Source organism: Devosia sp. (assembly GCF_028290645.1).
GTDB lineage: Bacteria > Pseudomonadota > Alphaproteobacteria > Rhizobiales > Devosiaceae > Devosia_A.
Map to the genome: position 1 here is coordinate 1 of NZ_JAQGJL010000325.1, position 22,014 is coordinate 22,014.

The following is a 22,014-nucleotide window of genomic DNA, read 5'->3' on the forward strand; positions in this document are numbered from 1 at the left end:
CCCCGCGCCTTGCCGCGAGGCAAGGTGGTAGGTCGGCGTGTCCTCCTCGATCAGCTTTCCCGTCGCCGGATCCAGTTCGCGCAGCTTGATGCCGTCCCAGAACGAGCCATAGGTGAGAAAGGCTCGTCCGTCGCCGAGATCGATCCGCCATGGATCGATGGCGTTGAAGTCGTCGCGGCCATTGCTGGACAGCACCAGCCCCTGGTCCTGCCAGCCCTCGCCGGGCCTCGACGGATCGAGCGCCGCGTTGGTCATCAGCCCGATGGCGCTGGTGTTGATGCCGAACGAGGACACCGAATAATAGAGGTTCCAGCCGTCGCCGTGCTTGCTGACGCTCGGCGCCCAGATGTTGGGCGGCTGGTAGCCGAGGCTCTTCCGCACCCATTTCGGCAGACCCTTGCCGATCGAGCCGGCATCGGTCCAGGCGATCCCGTCGGGCGAGGTCTTCGCCCGTATCGCCCCGCGATAGATGCCCCCTTCCTGCCCGGTCTGGAAGGCCACGAAGCGCCCGCCGACCTCGATGACACTTGGGTCGTGAATGCGGACATCACCCGTCAGCGCAGGCTGGATTTCCCCGGCGATGCCGACGCTCGCCCCCAGAACGAGAACGACGGCGAGAGCGACCCTTGGCACAACCATCGCACTCCTCCGACGCGATGAAAGAGCCACACGCTTCCAACGTATCGCCGCAAGCTGTCAAGTTTTGCCTTCCACCGCGCTGAAGCTAGCCGGGTGGTGACCCCGCGTGGTTCTCTTTCCGTGGAGTGGAAGGAAGGGGGCGGTTATTCATTGCAGCGCCACAACGGTCGCGTACTTCCTCGCACTATCTCAGGTATTGTCGTGGGAATGATGGTAGCGGAGGAGGGAGCCGCTGCGATCGCCCGTAAGTAATTGATTTTGCTACAACGTGGTCCCAAGGATGTGTACCAGTGTGTACCACCGAAGTGGCTAACCGTCACGCGCCAAAGTGAGAGCACCGGGCTAGTTGTGACGACGTGCTCTTCTGGCCAAGTGCCGGCTACGCAATCGTTTTGGCAGGCCTCTCAGGTTGCATATCCAGCACGGCTCTCGCACGATAGAGCACGTAGATTGTGACGGCATTGATCGCTGTCCAGAGTAGCTGCACGCCGAGATGCACCGGTACCACAGGGTTGTAGAGAGCCAGTAGTACCAGCATACCCACGAACCACCCTGCGTGCTTCCGTCTCGTCCTGAAGGCGGCTATCGCGAAGAAGTAGAGGGCGATGCATACACCCACGCGCATTCCCAAATAGTACGCATAGGGCATCGGCAGGATGGCGACCGCGAACAGGAGTACGCATGCGCCGTACGCCTTCTCAAGTGTGGTCTTTCGGCCGTAGGGCTTCGTCGCGCTTGCTTTCAAGTCGCTCCAGAATGGTCGCAGGAAACCACGCTTCGGATGCGCCGGGTTGGGGGACGGCGGCTTGCGTTCCTGCCACCAGTAAGGGCTCGGACCCAAGCGCACTGCGCGCAGGTGCCGGGTGAGCGCCCCGATGGACCAGAGGACGCCCCATATCAGCGCAGCGAGGGCGAGCCAGCCTAACATTCCAAGTCCTAGTTCCACTCGTCCGCCACATCGCCAAGTTGGCGATCCCTTCGAGAGATGGAACTAGCACGAAGTGACCCGTGTCAGGGGGCGCATTCGAAGGAAAGGAAATCCGAACTCAAGTTCCCGCCGTTGGCCTCAAGCCACGCTTTTGGCCCACCATAGTCGGGGAAGATTTCGGTCAAGTAGGTCCAGAAGCGAGCGCCATGGCCCCGGTGCTTCAGGTGGGCCAGTTCGTGGGCGACGACGTACTGAAGTACCCTCTTGGGCGCGAAAACTAGATGCCAGTTGATCAGGACGGCACCGCTGGGGCCGCACGCACCCCAACCGTTCTTCATTTCTGCGACGCGAAGAATGCGAGGCCTGAGGCCCTGCACAGCGCGATAGGTTGCAGCGAACTCGGCGACGTCCCTGCGAACGCGTCGCTTGAGCCACATCTTGATCTCGCTCGCGACGATCAAATCGAAGTCGTGTTCTCGCACCCAAGTCGGTAGATCGACCAAGAAGCCGTTCTGAAACGCGATCTCGACGTGGGGTCCATCATGGCGACGAACGGTGAGCCGATAGTTGCGGCCCCGGAACGGGATTTTCGAACCGGTGATGAACCGGGGTACAATCGAGCGGTGGGCGGTCGCTGCCTCTAGGTCACGCAGGGTGTTGTATATCGATCTCGGTCTCATCAATCGACCATTCTGTTTTCCGACCCTCGTAAAGGATCGGCACGGTGGCGCCGTCGCGCACGGCGTCGTCGATGCCGTACTTATCTAGGTAGGTCTCACCGGGCTCGCTGAAGCGGGCGTAGGTGTCCTTGTCGGCCTTTTTGATGGGCGTGCCCGTGAACCCGAAATAGCGGGCGTCGGGCAGGGTGGCCTGCAAGAAGGCGCCAAGGTCTTTCTCCTGCGTGCGGTGGCACTCGTCCACCAGCACGATCCAGTCTTCCGAGTTCGGGATCGGCTCCTTGGAGCCTTGGAACTTGAAGATGGTGGAAAGCAGGATTTGGCCCGAGCCCCCAATCGCCGCGAGGTAATTGACGGACAGCAGCGCCTGACGACGCTTCAGATCATGCTTCAGGCCGCAAAGCTTGCCTTCGGCTCGTTGACGACGATCAGCGAGATGGCCGTAAAAGCCGCGGCGATCGAGGGCAGCAGGTTGGAAGCGTTGACCGCGAACCCGCCGGGCTACGAGGACGCTGAAAAGTACAAAGTCTGGCCGACGAACGAGGATCGGGCCGCCTTCCAGCAGGTCATGGATGCTAGAGAGCCAGGTTCTCTGGCCAATGCCGAAACAAGGATGGCGCAAGCATTTTGCTACTTCCTGGAGAGCATTCGCGAATGGCTTGGAGCGGATCAGTTGGAGCAGCGGATACCAGCGCTGTCATCAGCGCTGAAGGACCACCTTCGCTTAATTGTTCTCGATCTCGACGAGTCAGATGAACCGCAGGCCATCTTCGAGACACTAAACGCGCATGGCACCCCGCTTCTGCCGGCAGACCTAATGAAGAACTGGCTTCTGTGGCAGTTTGCAAGACGGGGCCACGATGCGGAACAGCCGTACACTCAATACCTCTCCTTCGAATTCGATCTGGCGCCGATAGAGGTTGCTGAATGCGCCGTAGGGCTTCTCGCTCGCTCGATAGAACTGGATCTCAGCGGTGTGGGCCATGGCTATCAGCTCCTTGATTTTGCCTATGCATAGTATTATGCAGATTTGCATGAAACTCAAGCCGGAAATCGTGACCGAAATGGCTTCGCGGATGCAAGCTAGTCGCAATAGACGAGGCTGGACTTATGCCGAACTAGCAAGAAGGTCAGGTGTCGAGGCCAGCCAGACGCAGAAGATCTGCCAAGGCGAGTTCCGTTCGCTAACGACAAATGTTCTGCAAATTTGCAGCGCCCTAGAGGTGTCTTTTGGTGACTCGGGGCACTACGAGGGGCGTCTCACCACCGAAATCATTGCGCTTTGGGATCGGACGAGCGCCGACGGGGAGCGGTTGCTTCGACTGCTTCGTGATCTTCGCGAACTACGTGGCGTTTAGTAGACTTGGAACCGCCGCGTGACGTTATGCGGGACCGCGGCGGTTCCTGTATTTCGCATCACAGGGGTAAATGGCCATACTGCCAAAGAGTTCGTCGAAGCCGTCCCTTCGCCCTATGAAACCCACGCGTTACCCCGGAGCCAAGCGAACTCCAGAGGAGAAGGCAGGTTCCTACGTAACTAATTGAAAGTGCTTTAGTTTTTGGTAGCGGAGGAGGGATTTGAACCCCCGACACACGGATTATGATTCCGCTGCTCTAACCAACTGAGCTACTCCGCCCCAGGCGCTGGCGATCTGGGACCGGCCGATGAGCGCTGGTTGCGCGGCGCCTTCTTAGGTTTGGTGGGGGTGGGTGTCAAGCCGCGCCGGGTGGAGATGCGGATGGGGTGGTGATGATGTCCGGTCGCATCTTTCCGAGCACGATCTTCACTATATCGACAACTGCCCCATCTCCTCTCCCGCCACATCATCGTATTGACTGTTTTCTCCTCCAAGACCGGGCGCAGTGCCCTCATCCGGAGCCGTTTCCGCCCATGTCCTTGCGCCTCCTGCCGATGCTTGCCTGGCTGCTGCTCGCGGCGGTCGCTTTCGTTACCCTCGCGCCGATCGGGCTGAGGCCGATGAGCATGTTCTCGCCCAATGTCGAGCGGTTCGTCAGCTTCGGCGTCGTCGGGCTCGCCTTCGCGCTCGCCTATCCGCGGCATCTGTGGGTGATCCTCGCGGTGGTGCTGGGCTCGGCGGTGGTCTTCGAGCTGCTGCAGCTGGCGGTGCAGAGCCGCCATGGGCGGCTGCTGGACGTGGCGGTCAAGCTCGCCGGCGGCGGCCTCGGCATTGCCGCAGGAGCCGTAGCCGATCGCATCTGGCGACGCCGGACCGCCTAGTCGCTGTCCGGTCCGTCCGCGAGCCACCGGTCATAGGTGCGCTCGCGCCGGTGCTGTTCCAGCGCCCGCAGGTAGTACTCGTCGTGGCGCCCATCGGGCCGGCCATCCTGCTCCCACAGGAAATACGCAGTCCGTCGTACCGCTTCGTAAAAGGCACTGTCCTCGGGCGGCGGCCATCCATTGCCGTCGGTCATCCTGGTCTCGCTGGTCATTCATCCTGAACGCTAGGGTTCAAGCCGAGGTTGCATTCATGCAACAACATGGCCGAGCCGTACTTCGCTCATACGAAAGAAGGCCCCCCCGCGCCGTCATGAGCCTTGAACCGAACGCAAATCGGCGCGAGAGATGCATTTCTTCCTCTGGTTCTTCCGGGCCGATTCCGTACGCCAATATTGTGGCGAGGGCCGGCCCCCAATGTTTAGATGTCTGGACCCAATAAATTGAGCTCGAATGCTCCGCGCAGCGCCTATTTGCCTGGCGATGCAATGTCACATGTCGAAGCCACGCAGGCCGGCAAGGGGCTGAGCACCCTGTGGCGCATCATGGTGCTGACCTGGCGGCACCCGTGGATGGTGACCGTCACCATCATCTCCACCATCATCGCCTGCGGGCTGCAGCTCTGGGTGCCGCGCCTGATCGGCCAGGCGATCGACCACTCCGAGGGCGTGCTCGACGGCGGGGCAGGGGCGGTCGACGCGCTGTGGACCACCGCCTGGGTGCTGCTCGCCGTCTCGATCGGCCGCGGCGTGTTCACGATGTGGATGAACTATTTCGGCGAGGCCGTCGGCCACCACACCGCCTATGAGCTGCGCCTCGCGGTCTACGAGAAGATCCAGCGGCTCAGCTTTTCCTACCACGACAAGGTCCATACCGGCGACCTGATCACCGTGGGCATGCTCGATCTCGAGGGCGTGCGCATGTTCTTTGCCACGGGCGTGCTGCGCGTGGTGCTGCTCAGCATCCTCATCGGCGTCGGCGCCTACATGCTGATCAGCACCGACCTGGTGCTGGGGCTCCTCGCGCTCAGCTTCGCGCCGTTCGTCGGCTGGCGTTCCTCGGTGGCGCAGCTGACGCTGCGCGCCACCTGGCTGACGCTGCAGGAAATGCTGCAGAACCTGAGCCGCGTCATGGAAGAGAACCTCGGCGGCATCCGCGTCGTCCGCGCCTTTGCCGGGCAGAACCATGAGCTCAGGAAATACGACGAGGCCTCCGACGCCGCGCTCGCGCTGGCCCACAAGCGCGTCGATATCCGCGTCGCCAGCACCTCGCTGATGAACCTGAGTTTCCTGCTCTCGATGGGCCTTGTGCTCTGGGTCGGCGGCGAGAAGGTGCTTTCGGGCGAGATGACTGTCGGCACGCTCGCCTCGTTCCTCACCTTCATGACGATCCTGCAGATGCCGGTGCGCCAGCTCGGGCTGCTGGTCAATTCCTTCGCCCGCGCCTCCACCTGCGGCAATCGCCTCTTCGCCTTCCTCGACCTCGAGATCGAGATCAAGGACAAGCCCGGCGCGGTGCCGCTGAAGGTCACAGAGGGGACGCTGCGCTTCGAGAACGTCGATTTCGCCTATCCGAGCGCGCCGACGCGGCAGGTGCTGCAGAAGGTCAGCTTCGAGGCCCGCCGCGGCGAGACCATCGGCATCGTCGGTCGGCCCGGCTCGGGCAAGTCGACCATCGCGCACCTCATCCCGCGCTTCTACGATGTCGATGGCGGCAAGGTAACCATCGATGGGCAGGACGTGCGCGACGTCACCCTCGCCAGCCTCCGCCAGTCGGTCGCCGTGGTGCAGCAGGACTCGTTCCTGTTCACCACCAATATCGAGAACAACATCGCCTATGGCGACCCGTGGGCGAAGGAACAGCGCATCGCCCGCGCCTCGGAGTTCGCGCAGCTCCACAACTACATCATCGGACTCCCCACCGGCTACGACACCATCGTGGGCGAGCGCGGCGTGTCGCTCTCGGGCGGCCAGCGCCAGCGCCTCAACATCGCGCGCTCGCTGATGCTCCGCCCCTCGGTGATGGTATTCGACGACTCGACTGCCGCGGTCGATGCCGGCACCGAGCAGCGCATCCGCACCGCGATGAAGCGCTTCGCCAAGGACCGCGTCACCCTCATCATCTCGCACCGGCTGAGCTCGCTTATGCACGCCGACCAGATCCTCTTCATCGAGGAGGGCGCCATCACCGAGCGGGGCACGCATGAAGAGCTGCTCGCGCTCGGCGGCCGCTATCGTGCCCTCTACGACCTCCAGGTCAAGCCTGGCGACGACGCCCTGGAGGCCGCCGAATGACCGACGTGACCGTCAACGACGACGAAAGCGAAGACCGCCGCCAGCGCCCGCCGCGCGCCGTGGTCGGCTCGAGCCTCGACCGCGAGGAAGAGGTGTTCGGCAAGGCCTACGATCCGAAAATCGTGCGCCGCATCTGGGCCTTCGTGAAACCGTACCAGAAGCAGATCTACATCTCGGTCGCGGCCGTGCTGATCTTCACCCTGACGCAGCTCGCCATCCCGCTGATCATCCGCTTCGCCATCGACAAGGGCATGGCGGCGGGCGGCGGCGGGCGCGTGGTGCTGCTCTGGGCCATTGCCGGCTTCGCCGCCACCATCGCCATCAACTTCGTCGCCAGCTGGGTGCAGGAATCCGTGGTCGGCAAGGCGGCCGAGAACGTGCTGTTCGACATGCGCCGCGCCATGTTCGAGCACCTGCAGCGCGTGTCGCTCAGCTGGATGGACAAGACCGAAGTCGGCCGGCTGATGTCGCGCCTGATGGGCGACGTGAACTCCATGCAGGAGTTCCTCGAAACCTCCGTGCTTTCCGTCGGCGACATCGTCCTCCTCTTCGGCATCATCGGCGTGCTGCTCTGGCTCGATCCGATGCTCGGCGCCATCACCATGGCGACGATGCCGATCCTGTTCATCGTTCGCCTGTTCTGGCTGCCGCCGGCCAAGCTCAGCTTCATGGCGGCGCACCACACCAATTCGTCGGCGAACGGGGCGCTGGCGGAAGGCATCAATGGCGTGCGCACCGTGCAGAGCCTCGACCGACAGCGGGTCAACTTCGACCTCTACGAGGAAAAGGCCCACACCAACCTACGCGCCCACCTCCGCGCCGCGAAGTTCGCCCAGGTCATGGTGCCGATCGTCGATACGCTCACCGGCATCTCGATGGCCACGGTCATCGTCGTCGGCGGCCAGATGGTGCTCGGCCACCAGATCGAGGTCGGCGTGATGGTCGCGTTCCTGTTCTACATCCAGCGCTTCTTCGACCCGATCCGCTCGCTCACCATGCAGTATTCGGTGTTCCAGCGCGCCATGAGCTCGGGCCAGCGCATCACCGAAGTGCTCGATGTCCCGGTCAATATCGAGGACAAGCCCGATGCCGTCGCGCTCACCGGCGAGATGGACGGCTCGGTCGAGTTCAAGAACGTCACCTTCGGCTATCGCAAGAACCAGCCGGTGCTGAAGAATGTCAGCTTCCGGGTCAATCCGGGTGAGACCGTCGCCATCGTCGGCCCCACCGGCTCGGGCAAGTCGAGCTGCATGTCGCTGGTCCACCGCTTCTACGACGTGTGGGACGGCTCGGTGACGGTGGGCGGCCGCGACGTGCGCGACGTGACGCAGGATTCGCTCGGCGCCGAAGTCGCCATGGTGCTGCAGGAGCCGTTCCTTTTCACCGGCTCGGTGATCGAGAACATCCGCTACAACAAGGAATCGGCGACCCGCGAGCAGGTGATCGACGCCGCCAAGGCGGTGGGCGCGCATGATTTCATCATGTCGCTGGCCGATGGCTACGACACCAAGCTCGAACAGCGCGGCGGCAACCTGTCGCTCGGCCAGCGCCAGCTGATCAGCTTCGCCCGGGCGCTCGTCGCCGACGCCAAGATCCTCGTCCTCGACGAAGCCACGGCGAACATCGACAGCTATACCGAGATGCTGATCCAGCGCGCCCTCAAGCGCCTGCTCGAAGGCCGCACCGGCCTCGTCATCGCCCACCGCCTCGCCACCATCCGCGGCGCCGACCGCATCATCGTCCTGCAGAACGGCGAGCTGCTCGAAAGCGGCAACCACGAACAGCTGATGAACAAGCAGGGCCTCTACGCCAAGCTCTACACCATGAACTACTCGAGCTTCGACGACATGCCCGAGAACGGCGACGAAGCCCCGCCGACCGGCAAGGCGACCTAGCACCGGCCTCTGATCCTCCCCCGCGTGGCGGGGGAGGGGGACCATGCGAAGCATGGTGGAGGGGGCGGCCGTTTGGCCCTGCAGCCCAGGAACAGGAAACACCACATGCCCGCACTGCCCGACCACACCCTGAACGATGGCACGACGCTGCCGGCAATCGGCCTCGGCACCTATGCACTGCGCGGGTTGCCCGGTGCCGAGGCCATGGCGGATGCGCTGCGCGAAGGCTACCGCCTGCTGGATTCCGCGGTGAATTACGAGAACGAGGGCGCCGTCGGCAAGGCGGTCCGCATGTCGGGCGTGCCGCGCGAGCAAGTGCGGGTCACCTCGAAGCTTCCCGGCCGCCACCACAAGAAGCCGAACGTAACCTGGGCCATCGAGGAGTCGGTGCTGCGCAGCGGCCTCGACTACCTCGACCTCTATCTCATCCACTGGCCCAACCCGAGCCAGCAGCTGTTCGTAGAGGCTTGGGAGGGCATGATCGAAGCCCGCGAGCGCGGTCTCGTCCGCTCGATCGGCGTGTCGAACTTCCTCCCCGAGCATCTCGACCAGTTGATCGAGAAAACCGGCGTCACGCCCAGCGTCAACCAGGTCGAGCTGCACCCGTATTTCAACCAGCCAGAACAGCGCGCCGCCGACAAGGCGCGCGGCATCCTCACCCAGGCCTGGACTCCGATCGGCAAGGGCACGGGCCTCCTCGCCGAGCCGAGCATCGTCGAAATCGCGCGCAAGCACGGCCGCACCCCGGCCCAAGTCGTCCTCCGCTGGCATCTGCAACTGGGCGTGCTGCCCATTCCCAAATCGGCAACACCGTCGCGTCGCCGCGAGAACCTGAACATCGCTGACTTCCAGCTCGACGACGACGACATGCGCTCCATCGACCGGTTGTCGCGCCCGGATGGCCGACTTTTCGACGGCGATCCGAGGACGCACGAGGAGTTCTGATCCGCGTCCCCCGCCAGGGGACCTGCCAGAACAAGTGGAGGGACGCCGCGTCGCCGAGGACGGTTGTCTCGAAGCAACGGCGAGGAGGCCCGGCCGACGGGGCGACTTGGCACCCGCGCTACGGTTCGAATCGAACACTTGGTATTGGGGTGGCGTCCGCGCGTTAAGCTTCAAAATATCACGGTGGGACACCGCCCCAGCAGTTTGCAAGTAGAGCCGGACGCAGTTAGCTTCCAGCAATTGTTGCCGCGCCCTCGCGGCCAAGGTGCAACTCGGGGACATTGATGAACAGGTTGGTCAAGAGTCTGGCTGCGGCACTATTTGTCCTGTCCGGAATTGGCGCGGCGGTGTCGGCGCCCGCCGGAACGGCCGCGGGGGTCGACCCGGAGGCCGAGATCAACTCGACCGGCTCGGTTCGCACGCTGGTCGTGGGCGAGGACGTGTTTCTCGGCGATCTCATCCGCACCGGTACGGGCGGCTCCGCCCAGATCCTGTTCGACGATGGCACCAAGCTGGTCGTCGGGCCCGGCTCGGCGCTCAAGATCGAGGACTATCTGCTGCGCGGGGACGGGTCGGCCGGCAAGATGGTGATCGGGGCGCTGGCGGGCACGTTCCGGTTCGTGACCGGCCATGCCGAAAAGGACCGCTACCGCATCGACACGCCCAGCGGCACCATCGGCATCCGCGGCACCGAGTTCGATTTCGTCGTGGATGGGCCGAAGTCGACGCGTGTCCTCATGTACTCGGGCACCACCGAACTGTGCGCCAGGACCGGCGAATGCTCGGAGCTGTCGGAAGCGTGCGAGCTCGGCGAGATGGGCAAGGGCGTCTCGACGTCGCTGGGGCAGGCCAACGCGCTCGACCGTGCCGAGCGCAAGGCGCTCAGGCGGCTTTTCGTCTACGGCGCCACTCAGCAGCCGCTGGTGAGCTCGTTCCGCCTGAAGCAGGCCTCGAGCTGCCTGCTCTCGCCGCTGCCGTTCAGTCCCGGGTTCTTCAAGACCCATGGCAAACGCGCCCCGACTCAGGTTGCCGCCGACGGAAAGGGCACAGCCTCGCCCACATCGACGCCAAGCGGTGTAGTTGCCCCCGCGCCAGCGCCCGCCCCCGTGCCCGAACCGGAAGGCGGGGACTGCGCCGGGCACAGCGACCACAACCCGGGCAATTCACAGAACTGCAGCCACTAGCAGTGGGGTCGGCAGTAGCCGACCGGGGGCGCGCGAGCCGGATCCCCCGGCAAAGCGCGGGGACAGGTTCCCGACAAGCAGGGCGACCCTAGGACGCCTTCCTCCTCTTCGCCCCTTGTCCAACCGGGGTGGCCGCGATGGAAGTGTCCACACGATCAAGCCGCAGCTCCTTGCGCAGCGTCGCGTTCATTCGCGTCTGCCACCCCGCGCCGTCCTTCTTCAGAGCCTCGATCACGTCCGCGTCCAGCCGGACCGTGACCTGGCGCTTCGGTGCCGCCTCCGGCGGCCGGCCGCGCGCCCTGCGGATGCTTTCGGCGAGTTCCGGGAAGACCTCGGCGAACGGACGCATCCCGGTGATTTCCTCGACTGTCAGCTCCGGATTGTCCGGGTCGGCGTCGATGCCGGCCTGGATGCGCGCCTCTTCCTCGTCGCTGAGGTCGGGAATCTCACCGAATCTCTTGGTCTTCATAGAAGCCTCCGTTCACTGACCTTGGCCGGTCGCATAGAGATCACAGATAGCCCCTCCGAGCCCAAAGGCTCGAAGATCACAACGATAACAAGTCGGTTATGAAACATTCCGACCGCCTTGGACCGTCCGTCTCTGGCAGGATAGACACCCGACCTCTCGAAGAAGGTCATATCGAGTTCGTCAAAATCCAGCCCATGCTTCGCGAGGTTGGCGATCCGCTTACGTTCATCATAAACGATCTGCATTTAATGTAGCTACAAAAAATCGAAGATCAATCCATCGAGCATGGACGGACAGCCAGCGGCCGAAAAGCAGGCCGCGCACCCCATCACATTTTCCCCACACAAATCAGCGACCCGTGCCACAGTTCAGGCACGGGGGACTTCAATGCCTAATCTCGACGAACTCCGCAGCCGCATCCGCGCCGCCACGCTCGCCGACGAGGCGGCCACCGTGGCCCGCCTCAAGGACGATGCCCAGCTGTCGCCCGGTGTCCGGGCCGAGATCGGCGACCGCGCGCTGAAGCTGGTCGAGAAGGTCCGCTCCGGCGATGCACCCGGCATGCTCGAATCCTTCCTCGCCGAGTATTCGCTCTCCACCGGCGAGGGCATCGCGCTGATGTGCCTCGCCGAAGCGCTGCTGCGCGTCCCCGATACCCGCACCATCGACGACCTGATCGAGGACAAGATCGGCCCGTCGCGCTGGGCCGAGCATCTGGATCGCGCCAATTCCCCGCTGGTCAACGTCTCCACCCTGGCGCTCACGCTGACCGGTGAGGTGCTGCGGGATGGCGGGGCAGGGATCGCCGGCACCATCAAGAGTTTCGTGCAGCGCATCGGCGAGCCGGTGATCCGCTCGGCCGTGATGCAGGCGATGAAGATCCTCGGGTCCCAGTTCGTCCTCGGCCGCGACATCGAGGAGGCGACGAAGGTCGCCCGCCGCGCCGAGAAGGACGGCTTCACCTATTCCTACGACATGCTCGGCGAAGCGGCCCGCACCGAGGCCGACGCCAAGCGCTATCGCGCCGCCTACGCCGAGGCGATCGCCGTGCTCGCCACCCGCTCCACCGCCGGCTCGGTCCGCGACAATCCCGGCGTTTCGGTCAAGCTTTCCGCGCTCCACCCGCGCTACGAGTTCATGAAGCGCGACCGCGTCATGGACGAGCTGGTCGAGCGCGTCCTCGCCCTCGCCATGATGGCGCGCGGCGCCAACATGGGCTTCAACATCGATGCCGAGGAAGCCGACCGGCTCGACCTCTCGCTCGACGTCATCGCCGCCGTGCTCGCCGACGAGCGCCTTGCCGGCTGGGACGGCTTCGGCATCGTGGTGCAGGCCTATGGCCAGCGTGCCAGCCTCGTCATCGACTGGATCGAGGCGCTGGCGGAACAGTTCGATCGCCGCGTCATGGTGCGGCTGGTGAAAGGCGCCTACTGGGACAGCGAGATCAAGCGCGCCCAGGTGCTCGGCCTCGGCGGCTTCCCGGTTTTCACCCGCAAACCCGCGACCGATGTCAGCTTCATTGCCAACGCCCGCCGGCTGCTGTCGAAGACCAGCCGCATCTACCCGCAATTCGCCACCCACAACGCTCACACCGTCGCAGCTGTCCTGCAACTCGCCGAAAGCCTCGGCATCGACAACGCCGCCTTCGAATTCCAGCGCCTCCACGGCATGGGCGAGCGGCTGCACCAGATCGTCCATGACGAGCACCGGACCCGCACCCGCATCTACGCCCCGGTCGGCCGCCATGCCGATCTGCTCGCCTATCTCGTCCGGCGCCTCCTCGAAAACGGCGCCAACGGCTCGTTCGTCAACATGATCGCCGATCGCGACGTGCCCGCCGCCGACGTGGTGCGCGATCCGTTCGATACCGTCGAAACCGCCCGCGCCAGGGTCCGGGCGCCCTCCGACCTGTTCGAGCCCGCCCGCCGGAACTCGCGCGGCCGCGATCTGAGCGATCCACTCGAAGTCGAGTACCTGCTTGCCGATCGCGACCGCTTCCGGCCGAGCGAAAAGCGCTGGCATGCCGTGCCGGCCTCGCTCGTCGCCGGCAGCCAGTCCGAGCAGCACAGCATCGTCAATCCGGCGACCGGCGAGACCGTCGGCGACGCCATCGGGGCAGGGCCCGAGACGCTCGAGCTCGCCATCGCCACCGCCCGCGACGCCGCCCCCGGCTGGGCCGCCCGTCCGGTCGCCGAGCGCGCCCTGCTGCTGCGCCAGGTCGCCGATCTCTATGAGGACAATGCCGCCGAGTTCTACGCGCTTTGCGCCCGCGAGGCCGGCAAGACGCTCGCCGATGCCGTGAGCGAAGTGCGCGAGGCCGTCGATTTCCTCCGCTACTATGCGGCGGAAGCCGAAGCCAGCGAGCCGCGCCAGCCGCTCGGCGTCTTCACCTGCATCTCGCCGTGGAACTTTCCGCTCTCGATCTTCACCGGCCAGGTCGCCGCCGCGCTGGTCGCCGGCAACACCGTCCTCGCCAAGCCCGCCGAAGCCACGCCGCTGATCGCCGCGCTAGCCGTCCGCCTGATGTACCAGGCGGGCATCCCCGAGGAGGTCGTGCAACTGGTTCCCGGCGCCGGCTCGGTCGTCGGCGCCGCGCTCACCTCCGACCCGCGCATCGACGGCGTCTGCTTCACCGGCTCGCTCGCCACCGGCAAGTCGATCGACGTCAAGATGGCCGACCACCTCGCCGCCGGCGCCGCCCTCATCGCCGAAACCGGCGGGCTCAACGCCATGATCGTCGATTCCACCGCGCTCCCCGAGCAGGCGGTGCGCGACATCCTCTCGTCCGCCTTCCAGTCGGCTGGCCAGCGCTGCTCGGCGCTACGCATGCTCTACATCCAGGAGGACGCGGCCGAGCGGACGCTCGAAATGCTCTATGGCGCGATGGACGAATTGCAGCTCGGCGACCCCTGGGACCTCTCGGTCGATGTCGGTCCGGTGATCGACCAGAAGGCCAAGGCGAAGATGGAAGGCTACATCGCAGAATTCCATGCGCGAGACGCGGTGCTCCATCAGGTTCCGACCCCTCAAAACGGTACATTTGTAGCCCCGACGGTGCTCAGGGTCTCCGGCATCGCCGAAATGAAGGAAGAGATTTTCGGCCCGGTCCTCCACGTCGCCACCTTCAAGGCCGAGGAACTCGACGCCGTCATCGCCGCCATCAACGCCTCCGGCTACGGCCTCACCTTCGGCCTCCACACCCGCATCGACGGCCGCGTCGAGGACATCTCCCAACGCATCCGGGCGGGCAACATCTATGTCAACCGCAACCAGATCGGCGCCGTGGTCGGCTCGCAACCCTTTGGCGGTGAAGGCCTTTCCGGCACCGGCCCGAAAGCCGGCGGGCCGAATTACCTAAAGCGCTTCTGGCGCCCGCCCGAACGCTTCGAGCCCTCCGCGGCGGTCAACCCGCTGTCGGGCCTCTCGATCGGCTTTTCCATCGCAGCAGTCGACCAGGTCCGCACCGGCATCGAGCGCGTCGGGATCGAACCGGCTCGGGAGACGCTCCCCGGCCCCACCGGCGAGTCCAACACGCTCTACACATGGCCGCGCGGCGTTGTCCTGTGCCTCGGCCCCGACACCAGAAGCGCCGAGCAGCAGGCCCGCCTCGCCCTCGAGCAGGGCAATGGCGTTCTAGTCGTCGCCCCTGGCGCCACCCGCATCGCCGAGGCGCTCGGCGCCAATGGCGAGCCGATCGGCGGCCTCGACAAGAAGCTCTCGCCCGCCGCCATCGAAGCTGGCCTCCACGTCGACGCCATCATGCATTTCGGCACCGAAGCCGACTTGCGGCCATGGCGGCAGGCGCTATCGCGCCGCGACGGGGTGATCGTTCCGCTGATCACCCGACCCTCGGATGCTGAGCGGCTGATCACCGAGCGGCATGTGTGCATCGATACGACGGCGAGCGGCGGGAACGCGGAGTTGCTGGCGGGGCAGTAGCGCCACTGCCCCTCACCCCCCGCGTCCCCTCGCCCCTGAGGGGAGAGGGTAGCGCAGCTCGGAGCGCCAGCGACGTAGCGAAGCTAGGGTGAGGGGTTCAGCATCTCGGCGAATGCGGGTTGAGAAGCTGAACCCCTCATCCGCCCTTTGGGCACCTTCTCCCCTCAGGGGAGAAGGGAAGAACTAAATCGCCCGCCCGTCCTTGCCAAACACATGATACCGCGCCGGGTCGACATACGCCGTCAGTGTCGAGCCCGGCGGCACTGCCCGCTGCCCGTCCACAGCAATGGTCAGCGCCTGCCCATCCGCGGTCGTCGCATAGACCATGGTCTGCCCGCCCAACTGCTCGACGAGGTCGACCTTCACGTTGGCCAGCTCCACCCCCGAGCCCTCGGAAATGCCGATGTGCTCCGGCCGCACCCCGAACGTCACCTCGTCGCCGCCGGCGCCGACTGCGCGGTTGACCACGATCTCGCTGCCGCCCGCCCTGAGCTTCGCCCCCGCGGCATCCGCCGCCTCGACCTTGGCCTCGAGGAAATTCATCTTCGGCGAGCCGATGAAGCCGGCGACGAACCGGTTCCTCGGGTGGTTGTAGAGCTCCAGCGGCGCCCCGACCTGCTCGATAATCCCGGCCTGCAGCACCACGATCTTGTCGGCAATGGTCATCGCCTCGACCTGGTCGTGCGTCACGTAGATCATGGTGTTCCCGAGGTCGTTGTGGAGCTTGGCGATCTCCACCCGCATCTGCACCCGCAGCTCGGCATCGAGGTTCGACAGCGGCTCGTCGAACAGGAAAATCCGCGGCTCGCGCACGATCGCCCGCCCGATGGCGACGCGCTGCCGCTGCCCGCCGCTGAGCTGCTTTGGCTTGCGCTTCAGCAGCGGCTCGATCCTGAGGATCTCCGCTGCCTTCTGCACCCGCTGCTGGATCTCGGCCTTGGGCAGCCGCGCCGTCTCGAGCCCGAACGCCAGGTTCTGGTACACCGACATATGCGGGTAGAGCGCGTAGCTCTGGAACACCATGGCGATGCCGCGCTTTGCCGCCGGCACCTCGTTCATGCGCTCGCCGTCGATCAGGAGGTTCCCGCCCGAGATCGGCTCCAACCCCGCAATCATCCGCAAAAGCGTCGATTTCCCGCAGCCCGAAGGTCCGACGAACACGGTGAACTCGCCCGGATCGATGTTGAGGTCGATCCCGTGGATCACCTCCACATCGCCATAGCGCTTTTCCACCTGCTGCAGCACGACGCTCGTCGACATCAGCTTGTCCTCCCTCTTGGCCGGCGCGTGCCGACCCCCACCCCTCTCCCCTCCCCCTCGGAAGGGAGAGGGAGACCCAACCACCGGCTGCGCAGAATGCGTCTCCCTCCCCAGTAGGGGGAGGGGACAGGGGTGGGGGTCCACAGCCACCGGCCGTTGTGGGTCATCGAAACCCCTCCGGCAGCCAGCTGCGGTATTTCGGATGGTCCGCCGCCACCGGGAAGCTGACCTCCTCTCGCGTCTCCGACGAGTGGTAGATCGCCGTCACGATCTCCAGCGCCCGCCGCGAGTCCGCGCTGGTCACCGGCATCGGCCCCTTCCCCTCGAGCGCATCCCAGAACCGGCGCATCTGCGTCGTGAACCGCGACGGCACGTCCTGCCAATCGGCCAGCAGCGCCTCGATCTTCACCCGCGTCGCCTGGTTGCGCGGCAGGATGGTCCAAAGTTCCTTCCCCGGATTATAGGCCTCGTGGTCGCTCTCGATGGTCACGTTCTCGAATGCCAGCCGGATGCGCGAAATCTCGTCCGCCGAGCCCAGCGTCGCCGTAAAGCTCGCCAGCGCCCCGCTCTCCATCTCCAGCGACGCCGAGATGCAGTCCTCGACCTCGATGTCGTTGACCCGCGTCGCCACCCGGCCGAAAAGGCTCTTCGGCTCGCCCATCAGGTAGGTGAAAATGTCGTGCGGGTGGATCGCGTGGGTCATCAGCACGCCGCCGAGCTCGGTCTTCCACTTGCCGCGCCATGGCACCGCGTAGTAGCCCGCCTCGCGCCGCCACAGCGTCTCGACCGTCCCGACATAGGGTTTCCCCGCAATCCCGGCGTCGATGATCCGTTTCACCTGCTCGATGCCGTTGCCGAAGCGGTACTGGAACACCGGCATCAGCTTGCCTTTGCTGCGCTTCTCCTCGGCGATCACCTCGTCCACCTCGGCCAGCGAGCCCACCAGCGGCTTCTCGCAGATGACGTGCTTGCCGGCCCTGAGCGCCGCCATGACCATCGGGTAGTGCACCATCGGCGGGGTGCAGATATCGATGATGTCGAGATCGTCCATCGCGAGCAGGTCGTCGAAATTCTCGACCCGCCGCTCGATGCCGAACTCCTCCGCCAGCCCGTTCCGCCGGCCCGCGTCGAGATCGCAGATGGCGATCACCCTGAAGCGGTCCTGGTTGGGCTCGTAGCCCTCGATGATGTGGCTCTTGCCGATGCCGCCGCCGACTACCGCGACCGTATAAACCCTGCTCATTGCGCCCACACCGTTCCGCGCTCGGCCATTGCCTGCGCCGTCAAAGCCAGTTCCATCGCCTTGAAGGCGCGCACCTGCGGCATCGCCGTCTCGGTGCGGTTCAACACGTCGGTGATCAGCTGCCGCCCATAGGGCAGCTCGACGCCCGAGCAGTCCACCTGCTGCACGCCCTTGCCGTCGACGAGGAACAGATGGTCCGTCCCCGGCCGCCCGGCGATGTCGATATACTTGCGCAACTCGATATAGCCCTCGGTGCCGAGGATGGTCAGCCGCCCATCGCCCCAGGTCGGCAGCCCGGCCGGGGTGAACCAGTCCACCCGCACATAGCCGGTGGTGTTCGGCGTCCGCAGATGCATGTCGCCCACGTCCTGCAGCCCGGGCGTATCCGGGTTGCCGCGGTTGTTCACCGTCGCCGAGATCACCTCGGCCTCGGTGTCGGTGCCCGAAAAGAACAGGAACTGCTCGCACTGGTGGCTGCCGATATCGGTGAGGATGCCGCCATAGCGCTTGCGGTCGAAGAACCAGTCCGGCCGCTGGTTGTTGCGGATCGCGTGCGGCCCGAGCCCCACGGTATTGATCACCTGCCCGATGGCGCCGGCCTTCACCAACTCGCCGGCCTTCACCGTCGCCGGCGTCTCGAAATGCTCCGAATAGCACACCGAATAGATCCGCCCGGTTTCGGCCTGCACCTCTTTGATCTCGGCCAGTTGCGCGAGGCTAGTCATCCCCGGCTTGTCGCTCATCACGTCCTTGCCGTGCCGCATCGCCTCGATCGAAATCGCCGCCCGCTCATTGAGGATGGCGGCGGTCAGCACCAGCGGGATGGAAGCATCCTCGAGGATCGCTCGCCGGTCCGCAACGCGCTTGGCCTGCGGAAACTTCTCGGCAAACTGCGCCGCGAGGTCATCCTCGGGCGAATGAAAAGCCACAAGCTCCGCCCCCTCGCGCAAGAGGAGGTTCACCTGCCCATAAATGTGGGAATGGTTGAGGCCGATGGCGGCAAATTTGATGGTCATAGTCCTGTCTCTACTGTGAGGCCACGTGAAATCTTTGGGCTCTAGCGCCCGAGGTTCCGCAAGCAGCGCGTTCCTCTCGTCCTGATTTACGAGGATCGGTGCAAGCGTGAGGACGGATTGCTTTGCCATCGATACGATCTGTTGCCACTTCGGGTCGCGCAGGATCGCCTCGGCATCGAAGTCGCCTTTCGGCGCCTGGTATACGGCCAGATGTTCGTGGAAGTCCCGAACGCACCGGTACTCCGCGTCGCTGACGACCCCCCGCCTAACGAGTGTCTCGTAGTCTGAATCTGGCAGATCCGTGAAGTAGCAGGACACGAACTCGACAAATGACCAGTGCGGGTTGGTGATCCGACGATCCACCCAACGCTGCTGCAATTCGACATCTGAGAGTTCGGCCAAGCTTGCGAGCCACCTCAAGCGCCAGCTCGCGCGGTTGTCTCCTCGCTCGTCGAGACTCACCGCTTCATCCCCGTCGTCGCAATCCCCTCGATCAGCAGCCGCTGGAAGAACAGGAAGAACACGAACACCGGCACCAGCGTCAGAATGCTCATCGCGAACAGCCCGCCCCAGTCGCTCTCGGCACTGGAATCGACGAACGTCCTGAGCCCCAGCTGCACCGTGTAGGTCCGGATGTCGCTGAGGTAGATCAGCGGCCCGAAGAAGTCGTCCCAGGTCCAGATGAAGGTGAAGATCGCAGCGGTGGCCAGCACCGGGGTGCTGAGGGGCAAGAGGATCTTCCAGTAGATCCGCCAGGGCGAGCAGCCGTCCATCTGTGCGGCCTCGTCCAGTTCCTTGGGGATACCGCGGAAGAACTGCACCATCAGGAAGATGAAGAAGGCGTCGGCGGCGAGGTATTTCGGCACCACCAGCGGCAGGAAGGTGTTCACCCAGTTGAGGTTGTGGAACAGCACATATTGCGGGATCAGCGTCACCTGGTAGGGCAGCATGAGCGTGCCCAGCATCATCGCGAACCAGAACGGGCGGCCCCAGAACTCCAGCCGGGCGAAGGCGAACGCCGCCAGCGAGCAGGTGGCGAGGTTGCCGATGATGCACAGCACCGAGATGATCAGCGAGTTGAGGAAGAACGTGCCGAAGCCGATGCGCAGCCCGGTCCAGCCGCGGAAATAGCTCTCGATGCTCCACTCGCTCGGCCACAGGCTGGTCGAGGTGAAGATCTCGTTCTCCGGCCGGAACGAGGCCGACAGCATCCACAGCAGCGGATAAAGCATGACGATCGATGCGACGATCAGCAGCGCATGCGCCAGAACGCTCAGCGCCCGCTTGCGCCAGATCTTGGCCGGGGTCGCCTCGCCCGTCACCACGGTCAGCCGGGGAGCAGCCGAAGTCACGCTCATCTCGCATCTCGGGTGGCATGCGGGTCGGTGAACAAGCCGCCCGTCGCTTCGCTCCGGTCGCGCAACCTGGCGGTTGCCGCCCCCTCATCCGTCTCGGCCTTCAGCCTCGCCACCTTCTCCCTCAAGGGGAGAAGGGAGAGGGCGCACTGCCTCGCCCTTGGGGCGCGTTTTCCCCTCTCCCCTTGAGGGAGAGGGTGGCCGCGTAGCGGCCGGGTGAGGGGAAGGTCAGGGCGCAGCACAGCGCCGCCGGGCACATCAGTTGTCATAGTGCACCCAGTACTTCGACGTGAGGAACGAAAACCCGGTGAACAGCGCCACGATGATCAAGAGGATCCACGCCAATGCCGAGGCGTAGCCCATGCGGAAGAAGCTGAACGCCTCCTGGTAGAGGTAGAGCGTATAGAACAGCGTCGAGTTGATCGGATTGCCGGTGCCGCCCGAGATGATGAAGGCGGGCGTAAAACTCTTGAAGCCCTCGATGGTCTGGATGATGGCGTTGAAGAAGATCACCGGCGTCAGCAGCGGCAGGGTGATCTTCCAGAACATCCTCCATTTCGATGCGCCGTCGAGGCTCGCGGCCTCGTACATGTCGGTGGGGATCTGCCGCAAGCCGGCGAGGAAGATGATCATCGGCGAGCCGAACTGCCAGATGGCCAGCGCGATCAGCGTCCACAGCGAGAAGCGCGGGTTGGAAATCCAGCTCGGCCCCTCGATGCCGAACATCAGCAGGAATTCGTTGACCACGCCGTCGCCGGCGAAGAGCTGGCGCCACAGCACCGCGATCGCCACCGAGGCGCCGAGCAGCGAGGGCAGGTAGAACACCGCCCGATAGATCGGCAGGCCCCGCATGCCGCGGTTCAGGAGCAGCGCCACGCCGAGCGCGAAGGCCAGCTTCAGCGGCACCGAGAACAGCACGAAGGAGAGGGTCACGCGCATCGACTGGGCGAATTTCGGATCGGCGGTGAAGATGCGCACATAGTTGGCCGCGCCCGTCCACTCGGGCGGCGTCAACAGGTCGAAATCGGTGAAACTCAGGTAGAGCGAGGTGAGGATCGGGCCGAGCGTCAGCCCGAAAAAGCCGAGGAACCACGGCAACAGGAACAGATAGCCCGGTGCGTTGCGGCTCCACATCCGCGACCACCAGGACACAAAGGGGACCGCGCGCTCGGTGGCCGAGATGCCGGAATAGGAGCGCGCGGTCATGGGCGTCAGCCCTTGGAGCGGGCGAGGATTTCAGTGGCCTGCTGGAAGAAGGCGGGACCCGCATCCTGCGGCGACTGCTGGCCGAACGCGACTTCCTGGCTCTTGGTCCGCAGCGCCTGGCTCACTTCACCGGCATTGGCCGGCGGCGAGGGGGGCAGCGGGCCGAGCAGGTCGCCGAGATTGGACACGAAGTTGAGCGCGATCTGGCTTTGCGCGTCGAGCGTCGGCGCGATCGCATCGCGGGTCGATGCCTTGCACGGGATGCCGCGCTCGACGCCGAGCGCCTTGGCCGCATCGGCATTGCCGATGAAGAAGTTGATGAACTTCGCGCCTTCCGACAGGTTTTTCGAGGTGGCGCCGAGCGAGAAGAACATCGAGGGCTTGCGGTAGTGGCCGCCACCAGCACCCGGCTTGTAGCGCGGGTAGTTTGTCATGGCGTACTCGTCCTTGCTGAGCGCCTGGAAGGCGATGAGCTGGTTCGAGTTGGCGAAGGTCACTGGCGACTTGCCGAGCACGATCATTGTGTTTTCGATCGCGTCCGTCGCATCGAGCGCCTGGTCCTCGGGCGATACCGTGACGCCTGCGGCGCGCAGGTCGGCCCACAGCTGGAACCACTCGGTGATGTCGTCGGCGGTGAACAGCGGCTGGCCGTCGGCACCGTAGAGACCCTTGCCCTTCGAGCGCAGCCAGTTGTCCAGCGCCGGCTCGACGCCCGAGCCATCGCTCCA

Annotated in this window: 20 protein-coding genes, 1 tRNA gene and 1 pseudogene; 8 read left to right on the forward strand and 14 right to left on the reverse strand. The window is 64.8% G+C overall.

Annotated features, from left to right (window positions below; genetic code table 11):
- The 4 genes from JWQ89_RS17305 to JWQ89_RS17320 all read right to left on the reverse strand — a co-directional run.
- The coding region (locus tag JWQ89_RS17305; RefSeq protein ID WP_299642992.1) for a family 43 glycosylhydrolase at window positions 1-639 on the reverse strand (639 nt) is incomplete at its 3' end.
- Between the two features lie 379 nt (window positions 640-1,018).
- A complete protein-coding gene (locus JWQ89_RS17310) occupies window positions 1,019-1,567 on the reverse strand; it encodes a DUF6804 family protein (protein ID WP_299642993.1) in 549 nt (182 codons plus the stop codon).
- 83 nt (window positions 1,568-1,650) lie between these two features.
- Entirely contained in the window at window positions 1,651-2,247 is a 597-nt protein-coding gene (locus JWQ89_RS17315) for a YgjP-like metallopeptidase domain-containing protein (RefSeq protein ID WP_299642994.1), read from the reverse strand.
- Entirely contained in the window at window positions 2,213-2,638 is a 426-nt protein-coding gene (locus tag JWQ89_RS17320) for a DEAD/DEAH box helicase family protein (RefSeq protein ID WP_299643011.1), read from the reverse strand. The genes JWQ89_RS17315 and JWQ89_RS17320 overlap by 35 nt, the downstream gene beginning before the upstream one ends.
- Between JWQ89_RS17320 and JWQ89_RS17325 the strand changes: the two genes are divergently transcribed.
- On the forward strand, window positions 2,534-3,262 hold the full coding sequence (locus JWQ89_RS17325; protein WP_299642995.1) for a DUF262 domain-containing protein: 729 nt from the start codon (window positions 2,534-2,536) through the stop codon (window positions 3,260-3,262). The genes JWQ89_RS17320 and JWQ89_RS17325 overlap by 105 nt on opposite strands.
- Before the next feature lie 16 nt (window positions 3,263-3,278).
- The gene (locus tag JWQ89_RS17330; RefSeq protein WP_299642996.1) at window positions 3,279-3,602 is read left to right on the forward strand and encodes a helix-turn-helix transcriptional regulator; all 324 of its coding nucleotides are present in this window, start codon (window positions 3,279-3,281) and stop codon (window positions 3,600-3,602) included.
- Between the two features lie 202 nt (window positions 3,603-3,804).
- Here the strand turns inward: JWQ89_RS17330 and JWQ89_RS17335 are convergent.
- A tRNA-Met gene (locus tag JWQ89_RS17335) sits at window positions 3,805-3,881 on the reverse strand.
- A gap of 254 nt (window positions 3,882-4,135) precedes the next feature.
- Here JWQ89_RS17335 and JWQ89_RS17340 point away from each other — a divergent pair.
- Complete coding sequence (locus JWQ89_RS17340; protein WP_299642997.1) at window positions 4,136-4,483, forward strand: hypothetical protein; 348 nt, start codon at window positions 4,136-4,138, stop codon at window positions 4,481-4,483.
- Here JWQ89_RS17340 and JWQ89_RS17345 read toward each other — a convergent pair.
- Window positions 4,480-4,677 (reverse strand): DUF2934 domain-containing protein, encoded by a 198-nt coding sequence (locus JWQ89_RS17345; RefSeq protein WP_299642998.1) that lies wholly within the window; start codon window positions 4,675-4,677, stop codon window positions 4,480-4,482. The two genes, JWQ89_RS17340 and JWQ89_RS17345, sit on opposite strands and share 4 nt — an antisense overlap.
- Window positions 4,678-4,968: 291 nt before the next feature.
- Between JWQ89_RS17345 and JWQ89_RS17350 the strand changes: the two genes are divergently transcribed.
- From JWQ89_RS17350 to JWQ89_RS17365, 4 genes are all read left to right on the forward strand, one after another.
- On the forward strand, window positions 4,969-6,774 hold the full coding sequence (locus tag JWQ89_RS17350) for an ABC transporter ATP-binding protein (RefSeq protein ID WP_299642999.1): 1,806 nt from the start codon (window positions 4,969-4,971) through the stop codon (window positions 6,772-6,774).
- Window positions 6,771-8,669 (forward strand): ABC transporter ATP-binding protein, encoded by a 1,899-nt coding sequence (locus JWQ89_RS17355; RefSeq protein WP_299643000.1) that lies wholly within the window; start codon window positions 6,771-6,773, stop codon window positions 8,667-8,669. The genes JWQ89_RS17350 and JWQ89_RS17355 overlap by 4 nt, the downstream gene beginning before the upstream one ends.
- Window positions 8,670-8,774: 105 nt before the next feature.
- Window positions 8,775-9,614, forward strand: a complete 840-nt coding sequence (locus JWQ89_RS17360) for an aldo/keto reductase (protein WP_299643001.1) — start codon at window positions 8,775-8,777, stop codon at window positions 9,612-9,614.
- Window positions 9,615-9,898: 284 nt separating this feature from the next.
- Window positions 9,899-10,798 carry a FecR family protein gene (locus tag JWQ89_RS17365; protein ID WP_299643002.1) on the forward strand — a complete coding sequence of 300 codons (900 nt, stop codon included), beginning with the start codon at window positions 9,899-9,901 and terminating at the stop codon, window positions 10,796-10,798.
- 88 nt (window positions 10,799-10,886) lie between these two features.
- Here the strand turns inward: JWQ89_RS17365 and JWQ89_RS17370 are convergent, their stop codons facing one another.
- Together JWQ89_RS17370 and JWQ89_RS17375 are read right to left on the reverse strand one after the other, a co-directional pair.
- Complete coding sequence (locus JWQ89_RS17370; RefSeq protein ID WP_299643003.1) at window positions 10,887-11,267, reverse strand: BrnA antitoxin family protein; 381 nt, start codon at window positions 11,265-11,267, stop codon at window positions 10,887-10,889.
- Window positions 11,264-11,512, reverse strand: a complete 249-nt coding sequence (locus JWQ89_RS17375) for a BrnT family toxin (protein ID WP_299643004.1) — start codon at window positions 11,510-11,512, stop codon at window positions 11,264-11,266. The genes JWQ89_RS17370 and JWQ89_RS17375 overlap by 4 nt, the downstream gene beginning before the upstream one ends.
- A gap of 142 nt (window positions 11,513-11,654) precedes the next feature.
- Between JWQ89_RS17375 and putA the strand changes: the two genes are divergently transcribed.
- Window positions 11,655-15,206 carry a bifunctional proline dehydrogenase/L-glutamate gamma-semialdehyde dehydrogenase PutA gene (gene putA, locus JWQ89_RS17380; RefSeq protein ID WP_299643005.1) on the forward strand — a complete coding sequence of 1,184 codons (3,552 nt, stop codon included), beginning with the start codon at window positions 11,655-11,657 and terminating at the stop codon, window positions 15,204-15,206.
- A gap of 183 nt (window positions 15,207-15,389) precedes the next feature.
- Here the strand turns inward: putA and ugpC are convergent, their stop codons facing one another.
- The 6 genes and pseudogenes from ugpC to JWQ89_RS17410 all read right to left on the reverse strand — a co-directional run.
- On the reverse strand, window positions 15,390-16,466 hold the full coding sequence (gene ugpC / locus JWQ89_RS17385; RefSeq protein WP_299643006.1) for a sn-glycerol-3-phosphate ABC transporter ATP-binding protein UgpC: 1,077 nt from the start codon (window positions 16,464-16,466) through the stop codon (window positions 15,390-15,392).
- Between the two features lie 163 nt (window positions 16,467-16,629).
- A complete protein-coding gene (locus JWQ89_RS17390; protein WP_299643008.1) occupies window positions 16,630-17,709 on the reverse strand; it encodes a Gfo/Idh/MocA family oxidoreductase in 1,080 nt (359 codons plus the stop codon).
- A complete protein-coding gene (locus JWQ89_RS17395) occupies window positions 17,706-18,725 on the reverse strand; it encodes a Gfo/Idh/MocA family oxidoreductase (RefSeq protein ID WP_299643010.1) in 1,020 nt (339 codons plus the stop codon). Before JWQ89_RS17395 ends, JWQ89_RS17390 begins: the two co-directional genes overlap by 4 nt.
- Before the next feature lie 458 nt (window positions 18,726-19,183).
- Window positions 19,184-19,957: a carbohydrate ABC transporter permease gene (locus tag JWQ89_RS17400; protein WP_299643013.1), complete on the reverse strand. Its 774-nt coding sequence runs from the start codon at window positions 19,955-19,957 to the stop codon at window positions 19,184-19,186.
- 381 nt (window positions 19,958-20,338) lie between these two features.
- Window positions 20,339-21,214, reverse strand: a complete 876-nt coding sequence (locus JWQ89_RS17405; protein ID WP_299643015.1) for a sugar ABC transporter permease — start codon at window positions 21,212-21,214, stop codon at window positions 20,339-20,341.
- Between the two features lie 77 nt (window positions 21,215-21,291).
- A pseudogene (locus JWQ89_RS17410) lies at window positions 21,292-22,014 on the reverse strand (ABC transporter ATP-binding protein); the annotation flags it as partial.

Bases quoted from the DNA above. Each gene is read 5' to 3' on its own strand.
- JWQ89_RS17310 (WP_299642993.1), bottom strand. From the start codon at position 1,567: ATGTTAGGCTGGCTCGCCCTCGCTGCGCTGATATGGGGCGTCCTCTGG.
- JWQ89_RS17345 (WP_299642998.1), bottom strand. From the start codon at position 4,677: ATGACCGACGGCAATGGATGGCCGCCGCCCGAGGACAGTGCCTTTTAC.
- JWQ89_RS17405 (WP_299643015.1), bottom strand. From the start codon at position 21,214: ATGTGGAGCCGCAACGCACCGGGCTATCTGTTCCTGTTGCCGTGGTTC.
- putA (WP_299643005.1), top strand. From the start codon at position 11,655: ATGCCTAATCTCGACGAACTCCGCAGCCGCATCCGCGCCGCCACGCTC.
- JWQ89_RS17340 (WP_299642997.1), top strand. From the start codon at position 4,136: ATGTCCTTGCGCCTCCTGCCGATGCTTGCCTGGCTGCTGCTCGCGGCG.
- JWQ89_RS17375 (WP_299643004.1), bottom strand. From the start codon at position 11,512: ATGCAGATCGTTTATGATGAACGTAAGCGGATCGCCAACCTCGCGAAG.
- JWQ89_RS17360 (WP_299643001.1), top strand. From the start codon at position 8,775: ATGCCCGCACTGCCCGACCACACCCTGAACGATGGCACGACGCTGCCG.
- JWQ89_RS17400 (WP_299643013.1), bottom strand. From the start codon at position 19,957: ATGCTTTATCCGCTGCTGTGGATGCTGTCGGCCTCGTTCCGGCCGGAG.
- JWQ89_RS17315 (WP_299642994.1), bottom strand. From the start codon at position 2,247: ATGAGACCGAGATCGATATACAACACCCTGCGTGACCTAGAGGCAGCG.
- ugpC (WP_299643006.1), bottom strand. From the start codon at position 16,466: ATGTCGACGAGCGTCGTGCTGCAGCAGGTGGAAAAGCGCTATGGCGAT.
- JWQ89_RS17355 (WP_299643000.1), top strand. From the start codon at position 6,771: ATGACCGACGTGACCGTCAACGACGACGAAAGCGAAGACCGCCGCCAG.
- JWQ89_RS17395 (WP_299643010.1), bottom strand. From the start codon at position 18,725: ATGACCATCAAATTTGCCGCCATCGGCCTCAACCATTCCCACATTTAT.
- JWQ89_RS17365 (WP_299643002.1), top strand. From the start codon at position 9,899: ATGAACAGGTTGGTCAAGAGTCTGGCTGCGGCACTATTTGTCCTGTCC.
- JWQ89_RS17330 (WP_299642996.1), top strand. From the start codon at position 3,279: ATGAAACTCAAGCCGGAAATCGTGACCGAAATGGCTTCGCGGATGCAA.
- JWQ89_RS17390 (WP_299643008.1), bottom strand. From the start codon at position 17,709: ATGAGCAGGGTTTATACGGTCGCGGTAGTCGGCGGCGGCATCGGCAAG.
- JWQ89_RS17370 (WP_299643003.1), bottom strand. From the start codon at position 11,267: ATGAAGACCAAGAGATTCGGTGAGATTCCCGACCTCAGCGACGAGGAA.
- JWQ89_RS17350 (WP_299642999.1), top strand. From the start codon at position 4,969: ATGTCACATGTCGAAGCCACGCAGGCCGGCAAGGGGCTGAGCACCCTG.